This window comes from Shimazuella sp. NTD248 (genome assembly GCF_059510395.1).
The window spans coordinates 220,531-233,775 of record NZ_JCAJZT010000003.1 but is presented as its reverse complement, the minus strand read 5'-3'; the positions used below and the strand labels follow the sequence as shown (position 1 = coordinate 233,775).

General features: G+C 38.0%; 12 protein-coding genes. 10 read left to right on the top strand and 2 right to left on the bottom strand.

Annotated elements, in window-relative coordinates; translation table 11 throughout:
* Positions 1-211: 211 nt before the first annotated feature.
* From hisC to aroA, 3 genes are read left to right on the top strand one after another with little or no spacing between them, the layout of a single operon-like run.
* Positions 212-1,318 carry a histidinol-phosphate transaminase gene (hisC, locus tag AC5WOE_RS08415; protein WP_496052495.1) on the top strand — a complete coding sequence of 369 codons (1,107 nt, stop codon included), beginning with the start codon at positions 212-214 and terminating at the stop codon, positions 1,316-1,318.
* Entirely contained in the window at positions 1,315-2,451 is a 1,137-nt protein-coding gene (locus AC5WOE_RS08410) for a prephenate dehydrogenase (protein ID WP_496052349.1), read from the top strand. The genes hisC and AC5WOE_RS08410 overlap by 4 nt, the downstream gene beginning before the upstream one ends.
* On the top strand, positions 2,432-3,715 hold the full coding sequence (aroA, locus tag AC5WOE_RS08405) for a 3-phosphoshikimate 1-carboxyvinyltransferase (protein ID WP_496052348.1): 1,284 nt from the start codon (positions 2,432-2,434) through the stop codon (positions 3,713-3,715). The genes AC5WOE_RS08410 and aroA overlap by 20 nt, the downstream gene beginning before the upstream one ends.
* A 38-nt stretch (positions 3,716-3,753) precedes the next feature.
* On the opposite strand, the gene AC5WOE_RS08400 is transcribed toward aroA, so the two are convergent.
* Positions 3,754-5,382: a M20/M25/M40 family metallo-hydrolase gene (locus AC5WOE_RS08400; RefSeq protein ID WP_496052347.1), complete on the bottom strand. Its 1,629-nt coding sequence runs from the start codon at positions 5,380-5,382 to the stop codon at positions 3,754-3,756.
* Between the two features lie 55 nt (positions 5,383-5,437).
* Positions 5,438-6,178 (bottom strand): IclR family transcriptional regulator, encoded by a 741-nt coding sequence (locus AC5WOE_RS08395; RefSeq protein ID WP_496050552.1) that lies wholly within the window; start codon positions 6,176-6,178, stop codon positions 5,438-5,440.
* Positions 6,179-6,565: 387 nt separating this feature from the next.
* On the opposite strand from AC5WOE_RS08395, the gene AC5WOE_RS08390 reads away from it, so the two are divergent.
* The 7 genes from AC5WOE_RS08390 (at position 6,566) to AC5WOE_RS08360 (ending at position 13,206) form a co-directional block, all read left to right on the top strand.
* On the top strand, positions 6,566-7,615 hold the full coding sequence (locus tag AC5WOE_RS08390) for an ABC transporter substrate-binding protein (protein ID WP_496050551.1): 1,050 nt from the start codon (positions 6,566-6,568) through the stop codon (positions 7,613-7,615).
* Complete coding sequence (locus AC5WOE_RS08385; RefSeq protein ID WP_496050550.1) at positions 7,591-8,703, top strand: ABC transporter ATP-binding protein; 1,113 nt, start codon at positions 7,591-7,593, stop codon at positions 8,701-8,703. Before AC5WOE_RS08390 ends, AC5WOE_RS08385 begins: the two co-directional genes overlap by 25 nt.
* Positions 8,700-9,530 (top strand): ABC transporter permease, encoded by an 831-nt coding sequence (locus tag AC5WOE_RS08380; protein ID WP_496050549.1) that lies wholly within the window; start codon positions 8,700-8,702, stop codon positions 9,528-9,530. Before AC5WOE_RS08385 ends, AC5WOE_RS08380 begins: the two co-directional genes overlap by 4 nt.
* Positions 9,520-10,308, top strand: a complete 789-nt coding sequence (locus AC5WOE_RS08375) for an ABC transporter permease (protein WP_496052346.1) — start codon at positions 9,520-9,522, stop codon at positions 10,306-10,308. Before AC5WOE_RS08380 ends, AC5WOE_RS08375 begins: the two co-directional genes overlap by 11 nt.
* Before the next feature lie 16 nt (positions 10,309-10,324).
* Positions 10,325-11,194, top strand: coding sequence for an agmatinase family protein (locus tag AC5WOE_RS08370; protein WP_496050547.1), 870 nt, complete (start codon positions 10,325-10,327; stop codon positions 11,192-11,194).
* Positions 11,195-11,477: 283 nt separating this feature from the next.
* Positions 11,478-12,602: a hypothetical protein gene (locus tag AC5WOE_RS08365; protein ID WP_496050546.1), complete on the top strand. Its 1,125-nt coding sequence runs from the start codon at positions 11,478-11,480 to the stop codon at positions 12,600-12,602.
* Between the two features lie 55 nt (positions 12,603-12,657).
* Positions 12,658-13,206: a ReoY family proteolytic degradation factor gene (locus tag AC5WOE_RS08360; protein WP_496050545.1), complete on the top strand. Its 549-nt coding sequence runs from the start codon at positions 12,658-12,660 to the stop codon at positions 13,204-13,206.
* Positions 13,207-13,245 lie beyond the last annotated feature (39 nt).

Genomic DNA, 13,245 nt, shown 5'->3' with positions numbered 1-13,245 from the left:
TCCCATGCAGTTAGAAGTGTACGAACATGGGCGAACGCCTTTTACCAGCGTTCTAGTTCTTTTCCTACCTCTAAAGGTTTTATTCGGTGGAAGGCGTATCCATTTGCCACCCTTTTTTTTTGGGGTTTTTCGAGCAATATCGTCTAAATTGTGGGCTTTCAGCCGATAATTGTTGTAAGATAGAAAGTAAAAATGTTGGGGGATTATTATGATATCAGCCAAAAAATCTATCCAAGGCTTACCAATTTATCAACCAGGTAAATCGTTGGAAGCAGTGAAACGGGAGCTTGGATTAGGACAAGTTATCAAATTAGCATCGAATGAGAATCCATTTGGTTGTTCACCTAAAGTATGGGAATCTCTCACTCAAATAAAAGATCAATTTCATTTATACCCAGAGGACGATGCTCCTTTATTACGTCAAAAATTAGCAGAGTCATTAGAAGTTGATGAGCGCAGATTAATATTTGGAAATGGCTCGGATGAAGTCATCCAAATGATAGCACGTGCATACTTAGAACCAGGTACAGAATCTATGATGGCTACTCCTACTTTTCCCCGATATGAAACAGCGACGAAAATCGAAGGAGCAGTTCCTGTAGAGGTTCCATTGCGAGAAGGGAAACATGATTTAGATGCAATGTTAGAAGCAGTTAATGAAAATACAAAATTGGTTTGGGTTTGCAATCCTAATAATCCTTCTGGAACATTTGTTGATCATGAGACATTGAGCAACTTCCTTGATCAGTTACCGGAACATGTCCTTGTGGTTTTGGATGAAGCTTATGTAGAGTATGTAACAGACGATACATTTCCAGATTCTCTTTCTCTGATAGATTACAATCCAAGAATTATTGTTCTACGTACTTTTTCTAAGATTTATGGATTAGCTTCTTTTCGTGCTGGATATGGAATTGCTCATCCAGAAATAGTGCAGCAATTATCTCGAGTTCGTGAACCATTTAATTTAAATCGTCTAGCACAAGCGGCTACATTAGCTGCTGTTTCGGATGAAACTTTTGTACTTTATTGTCGAAATCAAAATCGAATGGGTATGAAGCAAATAATGGAACGTTTGGACGAGTGGGGGATTGCGTACTATCCATCTCAAGCCAACTTTCTGTTGATTGATACTGGAATCGATGGAGATGAAGCCTTTTCTTACTTGCTGAAGCAAGGAGTTATTGTTCGTTCAGGAAGGGCACTAGGTTTTCCGACTTATTTACGAGTTACAATAGGAAAAAAGGAAGAAAATGAAGCATTTCTCTCTGGATTAAGTAATTTTTTACAGGAAAAAAAGAGTAGGGTGTCACAATGAGAAAGCAAGTAGCTGTCTTAGGCGTCGGATTAATTGGAGGATCTCTCGCCTTGTCTTTTAAAGAAAGAACCAATCATCATGTAATCGGTTTTGATTCACATATTGATATTGTACAACAAGCTTTAAACTTGGGAGTTATCGATGAAGGAGTTACCACACTTTCTCATGCAGTTATAAATGCAGATTATATTTTCATTGCTGTGCCTGTAGGTCAGATCGGAATTTATATCAATCAGCTTGCAAACTTGAAATTAAAACCTGGGGTAATTATTAGCGATGTAGGCAGTACAAAAGCAGAGATCACAACATATGGCAAAATTCTTAAGGAACAGGGTTACACCTTTATCGGTGGACATCCAATGGCGGGGTCGCACCGATCCGGAGTACAAGCCGCACATTCTCTTTTGTTTGAAAATGCTTATTATGTATTGACTCCAGAACCAGATACATCACTTACAGATGTAGAGCGATTGAGTCATCTGCTCGAGCGTGCAACTCATGCTCAATTAGTGATAATGGACGCTGAATATCATGATAAAGTCGTTGGAGCTATCAGCCATTTGCCTCATGTCATCGCAACTGGACTTGTTGCTCAAGTAGGAAATTATAATGATGAAAATGGTTGGTTTCATCGCTTAGCAGCAGGTGGATTTCGCGATTTAACACGGATTGCCGCGAGTCATCCCATCATGTGGAGAGATATTCTTCTAAGCAATCGAAAAGAGATGTCTATGCTGTTAAAGGATTGGATTAAACAAATGACTGATTTTCAACATGCGATCGAAAAAGAGGATGCAAAGTGGATTGAAAAAATTTTTGCTCGCTCTCGTGACCTCCGTCAAAGGCTTCCGGAAAAGAAACGTGGTTTACTTGCTCCGATCTATGAATGTTATATTAATATTCCCGATGAACCAGGATTGATTGGAAAAATAGCTACATTACTCGGAGCACATCAAATAAATTTGAGTAATATTAGTATCATGGAAAATAGAGAAGAAGTGCACGGTATTCTTCGGTTGACTTTTCGCCGTTTGGATGACTATGAACGAGCACTTCCGGTTTTAGATGAAGCAGGGTATGCCACGTATACGGAAAATGAAAAGGAGGCTCAGCATGTCAACCTTAACAAGTAATCGAATCAAACCGTTTCGAAAGGTGATTACCGTTCCTGGTGATAAGTCTATTTCACATCGGGCTATCATGTTCGGTTCATTAGCAAAAGGTATTACTACAGTCGAAGGTTTTCTTCCTGGAGCAGACTGCCTCTCAACCATTGCTTGTTTTAAAAAGCTAGGAGTACAGGTAGAGAAAATTTCTGCTACTAGTGTAAGAGTCATAGGAAAATCAATCGATGGTTTACAAGCACCAATATCTACACTCGATGTTGGTAACTCTGGTACAACGATCCGTCTCATGATGGGGATATTAGCTGGTACCTCTTTTACGAGCACACTTGAAGGGGATGCCTCGATTGGAAAACGACCAATGGATCGAGTTGCCAAACCATTGCGTATGATGGGGGCAAAAATTAGTGGAAAAGATAATGGAAAGTTTACGCCTCTGACGATTGAAGGTACATCACTCCAAGGAATTACATATGAAAGCCCTGTTTCTAGTGCTCAAGTAAAATCAGCAATTTTGTTAGCTGGTTTATCAGCATCTGGAAAAACAACAGTGTTGGAACCTGCGACTTCCCGCGATCATACCGAGAGAATGTTAGGTGCTTTTGGGGTGAAAGTAGATCGCTTCGATAATGGTGCAAGTATCGAAGGTGGGCAAGGGCTTACAGCTACAAGGGTTATCGTACCAGGAGATATATCTTCAGCTGCCTTTTTCCTTGCAGCTGCTTTAATGGTACCAGGAAGCACGATAACGATTGAGAAAGTTGGATTAAATCCGACACGTACTGGTATTATCGATGTGTTTAAAGCAATGGGTGCAAAGGTAACAGTGGAGGAACAACAAGAATCCTCTGGTGAACCAATCGGTTCCATCACCATAACTTGTGAGGAATTAAAAGGTATTGAAATTGGCGGGGATCTTATTCCTCGGTTAATTGATGAAATACCAATTATTGCAGTAGTAGCAACTCAAGCAAAAGGAAAAACAATTATTCGAGACGCAGCAGAATTAAAGGTGAAAGAGACTAACCGAATTTCTACTACTGCAAATGAATTGCGGAAACTAGGGGCTCAAGTGGAGGAGACCGAGGATGGTTTGATCATTGAAGGAAAAACTCCACTTCATGGAGCTATTTGCAGTAGTCATGGAGATCATCGTATTGGAATGGCAATGGCAATTTCTGGGCTTGCAGCCGAGGAACCAGTAGTAGTGGATGGTGCTGAGGCGATTCAAGTATCTTTCCCAGGTTTTTATGAGTTATTGAAACAACTATAATGATACAAGAAAAACCCCCTATAATTCGGGGGTTTTATTTACGTGGCTGCTAACAGCTTGCGAATACAAGTAGGAAGTAGGTCCGTTAATATTTCTACTGTATAGGTTACATCAAGACGTTCTGTTCGTTGGTGAGCATCTTTTCCGACTGAACCTAAATTAATGACAGGAACGTTGAATTGTTCTAATTCTTTAAGTGGGACGGAATATCCCTTTTCCCATAATGGCATATTGATAACAAAGGGTTGTATAGAAGTAATTGGATATTGTAAACCAACATAACTTAAGTCCGAGATACCACCAAAATAATTAATTTTCTGCAAGGAGATATCATGTTTTTCTCTTGCGTAGGTTATCATCTCAGATGTAACTTGTTTTATTAAGCTATTATCACGTGAGCAAATGGCAGGGTAATAGGGAGGTGCAAAGAAAAGTACGATCATTGGTGCTAGTTCTTTGCACAAAATAGCTAATTGGTCTACTAATTCAATTGTTAAATCCCTCTCATCGTTTTCTTGGACTTTTTGGTTCATTACGCGTTTTTCGATTTGTTGGACTTGCTCTAGTCCATGATTGTTGATCGCATATTGCAGCAAATCTTGATAAGTAAGAGTTCGTATTTCAACCGATTGTGGCGTATATGGTTCATATTGCACATAACTTTTTGCTTGTCTTTCATAGTTTCTTTTAATGTCTGTTGCCACTTTTTGTGCGCTCTCTAATAAAGAATGGACAATTTCATCCATTTTTTTCTCTAAGACAAAAAGATTAAATAAAGTAACAGCCCGGTGAGGGATTTTAACGGAATAGTCTTTTTTTAGCCCTTTCTGAATGAGATTAGTTGGAGGTGGAGATGCTTCTCCTTCTACTACTTCACAGAAGTCGGTATTTAATTCTAATTCACAGGTGAGCTGAGATGCCATGAAATTGGCATTCAATCCTAAAAATGGTTCTCCCACGTGTGTTTCATCTCCATAACACAAAAATCCTGGGAGTACTTTCCCTATTGTTCCTGTATAAATATATTTATTTTGGTCTCCTGGGAAACGGGTGAACATCGATTCTGAATTCAATACTGCTTTATAATCTAATTGATAGGTTTGAGCTAGTTCCAAAAGAGCGGGGACGGCAGCTCTCATGCCAACTGAGTTTACTTCTTCATCTGGAACTGTTAACAAAATAAGATTTCCATCGAATTCACCTTCGATAGCTTGTTCCATCATTGACATATGAATGGCTAATCCACACTTCATATCCATTGTGCCTCGACCAAAAAGCAATTCACTAGCATTCATTTCGTTTTGAATATCTTCCGGTAATGACTCTTTCTCTTCATAAAACATTTGGGTGAGATGTTTCGCGTCGAAAGCGCTTTCTTTCCAAAGGCCATAATCATCAACGTCTACTACATCAAAATGACTGACGAGAATAACGGTTTTTTGGATATTTGGTTTTGGTTTAACCATTGCGACAAGAAACTCCCGCCCATCACCTGTTGGATATAACTGTAGATGATCGGGATGTTGCTGGAAATAAGATAAGGAGTTCAATTGTTGGTGTACATATTTCGGAAATACGATCTCTGCTTCGGTTCCAGTCACACTGGGAATTGCAACTAAATCACATAGAAGATCGATTAACTGCTCTTTGGTCTGCCATCTACTCATTTTCTCTCTCCTTTTCCGAATATCGGAAACAATTTCCGTTATATGACTAAAAAAATTATTTTTGTTTCCCTAGCCGCACAGATATCTCGCTTGCTGTTTTTTGAACTTGTGAAATAAGGTAAGATAGTCTTTCTTCTGTGATGGTATAACTCAAAATTCCAATACTTAGTGCACCAATAATTTGATTATGATATCCGATGATCGGCGCTGCAACAGATGCGGTTCCTTCTGTTTTTTCCCCATAGCTCAGTGCATATCCTGATTCATGGATCTTGTTCAGCTGATCAATAAATGTTGTACGAGTAAGAGAGTCTTTGATCAATTGATTCAAAATTCCAACTACTCTATCTTTTGGCATGTTGGCTAAAATGGTTTTGTTTGCTGCACCGACGTTTAGTGGGATGCGTTCTCCTAAGTTATCAATGATTCTTACCTTTAGAGGACTATCTACTCGTTCAATAATAATAGAGTCGGTTTGATTGGGGATATTCAAGTAGATACTTTCCTCTACTTCGAGTGCTAATTGCTCCATATAAGGCCGAGCAACTACACGAAAATCTAGATTTTCCAACATTCCTAGACCTATTTCCATCCATTTGTTCCCGATTTTATATTGTTTTGTTTCAGGAAGTTGAGTGACTAATTCATAACGAATCAAACTGCTGACCAGGCGATGAGTAGTGCTTAGTGGAAGTTCAGCATGGTCAGCTATTTCAGAAATTTGCCAAGAAGGCTTATGTGGATTAGAAATCAGGAGTTGAATGATTTTCATCGCTCGATCAATGGATTGAACCATTATGTTACCCCTTTGAATAAAATTGTATTGCTCCTATTCTTTGTAACACATACTCATATTCAAAATCAATATAAGTATTTATCGTGAAAATATTTAATAAATTATAAAAAAATAATAAATCTACAAAGAAGATGATAAATTTACGAGGGTTTTTGAATTGACTACCTCTTTTTTGTATAATATTATTAACGAAATGAATATAAATTTTTTGTTAGAAAAATAAGACAGCAATAATTTCAAAAGAATCTAGTTACTTTAACTAGGTTCTTGATCACTGGAGAGAGGAAGTGTTTTTTTATCCACCTATCAGAATGGTTTTCCGCATATCAGAAAGTGGCTTCAGAGAAAATAATTGTACAAACTGTTTATAAAAAAGGAGATAAAAGCATGCATCGTATTCGAGAAAAAATGAAACTGAAGCACTGGTCTTTGGTTTTTGGAATTATGGTGGCTATTATGTTGACGCTTACAGCCTGCGGGTCTTCTGATACACAAGAAATTGTTGTCACTTCTTTCGGGGGTAAGTATGATGAAGTTTTTACCAAATATGTGGTAAAACCATTTGAAGAGAAAAATCCCGGCGTAAAGGTGAAATTGGCTCCTTATACAGGAATTGCTAAGCTTTCGCAGGGAGGAGGTTCTTCCATTGATGTTGTACAGCTAGATGATTTCGATATCATTGATGCTGCGAATAAAGGTCTCCTATCTCCTTTAGAGAAAAAAGATTTTACGTATTGGGACAAGCTTTATCCACAAGCATTTTTAAATAGTAAAGAAAACAAGGTATTTGGATTGACGAACGTATTTGGAGCATGGGGGATTGCCTACAACCCAGAAAAAACAAAAAAGCCTACCTCGTGGAATGATTTATGGAGATCAGATGTGAAAGGCAAAGTGGCCATGATGAGCCAATGGATTCCTGATATCCTAATGACACAAAAAGCAACAAATGCAACGATGGAGAATATGGAACCTGTATGGAGTGCATATCGTACTATTACCCCATCAATTGCCCAATATTACAACTCTTTTTCTGCTCCGGAAGCCTTATTTAAGTCCAATCAAGTAGTGATGGCTTCATGGTTTGATGGTCGGGCATTAGCTTTGAAAAAAGCAGGTACTCCTATTGATTTTGTTCTTCCAAAAGAAGGCGGCATCCTGATTCGAAGTGGGATGAGTGTATTAAAAAGTAGTTCGAAGCAAGAATTGGCTAAAAAACTGATTGACTTCGCAATGAGTCCAGAAGCTCAGCAGGGATTTGCAAAAGAGCTTTACTATGGTCCGACGAATTCTACTGTTAAATTAGACAATTCTTTGGCCAAAGATGTTGTTTATGGGAAAGATAAAATTAGTGCTTTAACTACTCCTGATTGGAACAAAATTTTTACAAAACGAGAGGAATGGTTGCTAAAATGGCAGGAAGTTACATCTCGTTAAGTACTTCTATTTCATTAGATTCCATTACAAAAATATATCAACAAAATACGGTTATTGATCATATCAATCTGGAGTTAAAAGAAGGGGAATTTCTGTCCTTATTAGGTCCCAGTGGATCAGGAAAGACAACTCTTTTGAGGATGGTAGCGGGATTAATTACTCCAGATAAAGGTAAGGTAATACTTCGGGGGAAAGACATTAGTTTCACTCCCCCTAATAAGCGAAATATGGGAATGGTATTTCAACAGTATGCACTCTTCCCGCATATGACAGTTGAAGAGAATGTTGCTTATGGGTTAAAAGCGCGGAAATTACCAAAGAAGCAAATCAAAGAGAAAGTACTGAAATATTTGGAACTCGTTGATTTGCAACATCTGTCTTTACGAAAACCTCGAGAGTTATCTGGAGGTCAGCAACAAAGAGTGAGTCTTGCGCGTGCTCTATCGGTAGAGCCAGTAGTGTTATTGTTTGATGAACCTCTTTCAAACCTAGATGTTCGCTTAAAGGAACAAATGTTAAAGGAAATTCGCAATCTACATCGTGAACTAGGCTTTACGGCTATTTATGTGACCCATGATCAAAATGAAGCACTATATTTGTCAGATAAAATCGCAGTACTTAATAAAGGGAAGATCGAACAATTCTCCTCTCCAGAAGAGATATTAAAAAATCCAGCTACTGCATTTGTTGCTGATTTTTTTGGATACACAAACCGACTGGATCACGCGATTTTGGTTAATGAGGAAACTGCTCAAATTGGAGATGTAAAGATTCCTATTGGACATTTAGGGGGAAATGTTAAGCCTAATGATCAAGGATTTTTGTTATTGCGTTTGAATTCTATTCGAATTTTAGAGTTCCAAGGTGAATCATCAACTGATCAGTTGTGGACGGAAGCAGAAATTCGCGATTGTCGTTACTTAGGTGATGAAACGGAACTTAGATTGTTTATATTAGGCTCTATCCAACAAGAATTGACTGTGAAACTGACACAAATGTTAACTCCACTGCCTTTAGAAGGAGACCGCGTACACGTACAATTTTTAAGAGATTCAATCTGTTTCTATAAAGGAGACAGTTTATCATGAATCGAATGCTAAGATTCTATTCCATCCTAGGTTGGATTGCTGTTTTGTATATGTGTCTAATGTTTATTTATCCTGTTCTAAAAGTGGTAATGACAAGTGTATGGATAAATGGACAATTTTCTTTAGCGAATTACAAGGAGATTTTTGCTACATCACTTTATACACAAGTGTTAATAAAGACACTCTGGATCTCCATGATTAGTACTGTCATTACACTTATAGTTGGATATGCTTTAGCAAACTTTATATCCAAACGACCTGCAAATCAACAAGGATTTTGGCTGATGATCGTTATTGCATCGATGTTTATGAGTTTAACTGTTCGATTATTTGGTTGGATGATTGTTCTTGGGGAACAAGGTCCTGTAGTAAAACTATTTCATTTTTTCTTTGGAGATATATTTGACCTGAAACTAATGTTTACTCCAACTGCTGTAATAATTGGGATTGTACATTTTGTCTTACCTTTTGTGGTGCTGAATATATATACAGCACTAAAAAAAATAGATCCAACACTTTCTGAGGCTTCTATTATGTTAGGCGCATCAGCTTTTCGCACCTTTTGGAAAGTGATCTTTCCACTTTCTTTACCAGGAGTATACGCTGGTGCATCTTTATCTTTTTCACTAGCAGCAAGCACTTTTCTTGTGCCAACAGTACTGGGAGGGCCGAAAGACAGTCTTATGTCCAATATTGCTTACAATTCGACAATAACAGTTGGAAACATGGGATTAGGATCGGCTATTTCTTTTGTACTGCTGATCATCATTGTGATCGTTTTAATGGGGATGAGTGCATTGGAGAGGAGGGGACAACATGTTAACTAAGATGAATAAGGCTTTTACTTTTATTTATATAAGTCTTATCCTTATTTTTATTTTAGCTCCTCTATTGATGATTCTCTTCGTTTCTTTTAATCCGACCAATATGTTTTTATTTCCTCCAGATAATTTTCGTTTGGATAACTACACACAGCTTTTCCAAGATGATCGTATACTTTCTTCTATTGGACTGAGTGTCTTAATCGGTATAGTAGCCACTTTAATTGCTAGCCTAATCGGCTTATGTGCGGCAGTTGGAATTGTACGAGGAAGACTACCAGGGAAGCATATATTCGAAACTTTATTTCTAGGCCCTTTGATTGTGCCATTGGTTACAACAGGTATTGGATTTTTACTGATATTCGTCCCATTAGGGATAGCGGGAACTCCTTTGGCCATCATATTAGCACACTCTGTTGTTATTTCTCCTTATATGGTACGAATTTTAATCGCTTCAATGCGCCAATTTGATCCGATTCAAGAAGAAGCAGCAATCGTACATGGTGCTACACCTTGGTATACTTTTTTAACAGTTGTTCTGCCGCAGTTAACACCTGCCCTTTTCTCAGGAGCAATCTTATCTTTTTTAGTTTCGTTAGATGAGTATACAGTAACGGTATTTTTATCACAAGCTGACACCATCACTCTTCCTCTGCGAATATATCAATTTGTATCTGTAGATATTAATCCAGTTGTAACTGCACTTGCAAGTGTTATGGTAGTGCTTGCCTTTGTACTTATTACTATCTTAGAAAAGAGGCTCAATATCCATAAGTATCTATAATAGGAGGGTCAAGAATATGTTGCAGAAAAACTTTGGGATTTTAGGTTTTCCATGGGATGGAGGTGCTTCTTTAGGGAGACCAGGAGCCCGATACGCACCAAAAGCAATTCGAGAATCGGCAAAGTGGCTACATAATCGAATAACCGATAACCAAATTTATGATGTGGAAAGCAGAAAATTAATTGATTTAAAAGACTTGCAGATGATTGATTATGGGGATATTGACATTGTTGCATATAGTACCGAATCGACCTTTGCAAATGCAGAAAAAAAAGTGGAACAAATATTAAGAGATGGTGCTTTTCCTTTTATATTAGGTGGAGACCATTCTATTTCTTATCCTGGAATAAAAGCTTTGCATGATTATTCGAATGGTAATGTAGGTATTATTCAGTTTGATGCTCATCTTGATTTGGTAGATGATTCTCCAATCCAAGGAAAATACTCGCAAAGCAGCCAAATGCGTCGGGCACTTGAACTGCCAAATATATCTCCTGAAAATATCGTTCAAATTGGAGTTAGAAGTTACAATTACCCTTGGTATGCTAAATATTTAGCAGATCAAGGAATTGTACAAATAACGGCAAGAGAAGTTCATCATATGTCATCTCAGGAGGTTATAGCTAAGGCTTTATATGCTTGTAGAGGTGTAGACGCCATTTATCTAACCTTTGACATTGATGTATTAGACCCTGCATTCGCTCCAGGTTCAGGAGCAAATGAACCTGGTGGTCTAACACCAGTGCAGTGCTTTGAAATATTAGATGGTCTGTACAAACATATACATGCGATGGATATCGCTGAAGTAAATCCGTTATATGATCATCAAGATATAACGGTTAGTATTGCTGCTAAATTACTCTTTGATTGCTTTACCAAAAGATAATAGGGTGTTCAATTACATTTGGCTGTGTTCATATCACATACTAATTATGACCTTACTGATCTTCGCCCTATTTAGGGCAGAGATCGCCAATTTTAAAAATAATATCTTGATTTTTCCCAATATACCCATTATAATTTTCCCTACAGTATGGTTTCTCTCTATTCCTTTCCATAATACATATAAATGTAACCGTTTTCGGAAGAAGCGGTTCTTTTTTTGTCTAGTTTTCCGCTTTTTCGGCCAAACTGGTGCTGTGAAGCTTTGGTCGGAAGGGAGTATCAATATGCGTATCGCAGAATGGTTAACGTATACCAGTATGGAACAACTTAGGCAAATTAGCAGAACTTATCATGGTGAAGAGTTAATTACACATTCTAAGTATGATCTGATTCGCTCTTTATTACCTAAGTTAGGAAGAAAAGGAAGCTATCAAGAACAATTAAGTATACTATCGGACATAGAGTATCGTTTTTTGCAGTTACTTGTATTTGACACCTCCCCCTCCTTTACGATGGAAGAATTGCTCGCCAAAGGAAGGGCTGCGCTTTGTCAGGGAGAAGGAGAACCACGTTCACTTGTGGTACAGGCAGTCAAAAGAGGTTGGTTATTTCAAGGTTACTCCCATCATACACAATATCTTTATTATGTTCCTAGCGATACAAGAAAGCAAATGATTGATTGTTTCCTCAGTCCCTTTTATGAAGAAGTAATGATTCGACCTCCATTGTACTATCGAGATGAAGAACAACAAATGATACATGACTTAAAAATGTTTTTAGAATTTCTAGGAAAGCACATTGTTCGTACAACAGATGGGGGAGGGATTTACAGGAATCAATTGCGGCAGATGATGGATACTTTTTCTGTATCAGAAGAGATTTTAAATGGCAGGGGTCCTCGATTCGGATTCGGAAGAAGTTATCACCTATATCCAGATCGTTTTTCTCTGTTGTATGATTTCGCTTTTTATGAAAAATATTTAGTTGAGGCTCCCAGCGGATATTTGTGTTTAGCAGAACAAAATTTCGGGAATATATCCAATACCGATGAGGCAGATTTGATTTTATCCCTTTACCGGTTTTGGATTCGATTGTATAAACGTCCCATTCCTAACTTGCCAATTATATTGAAATGGATAGGGTCACTTGCACACTTAGGTTGGTTTCCTGTAGAGACAATCAAGAAGGTAGTTCACCCTTGGATTCGCCCCTTTTATTATGAAACAGAAGAATCGCTGTTTACTCGACTTCTCAAGATGCTCGCTCATTTAGGCGTACTGAAAATCGGAGAGGAAAGTACAGGCGAACGGTTTTTAACACTCACTCCTACAGGTATAAAGATCTTTTCAGATGTATCCGCTTTCCAAGAAAAAGTCATCGATGTAGCTTTTATTCAAGGTAGGGATTGAATCGTTAATTGTCGAATAAATAACTACTGGTGACTATCATTTGGGAGGGTGGGTATTGAGCATCATAAGCGTTTCAGAGAAAAAGGAGTTTATTCATTGGTTTTTAGGGCATCATGAACTCCGAAAAAGGGAAGTTGCATGGTTGCTAAGTTATTTATCGTCTAAGGATGAATTACTTGAGAGAGTTCATTTTGTAGAACATGTTTCTCAACTGCCAAAATCAATCGTTATTTCAACGAGATGTTCAGACATGCCACCTTTTCAGTTTTCTCGAAAAAAGCGTGTTGGTACAGATGTAGAATCTGTATTTTATGATCTACAGCTTTTCCCGGATGAAGAGATATACATTGGGTTGTATTTTCAGGATAGGACGACATGTCCTAAATTTGCCGCCGTATTGGAGGGTAATCCCATGGAAAGACAAGACTTGGTGCAAGACCAATTGCTTAGTCTGTTTGCGGAGATGCTTCTCGACCAAGCGGTACGCCGGTTCCAAAAAAACCAATTGTACGCTAGAATAGATGAATCACTAAAAAATCAAGATAAAAATGCGTTTCTAGAATTAAGCACAGAATTAAATAAACTGCTTGATGAGAGCAAGTAAGCAAACGACAAGTAGCTCAGCATAGCTGAGCTTTGCTTG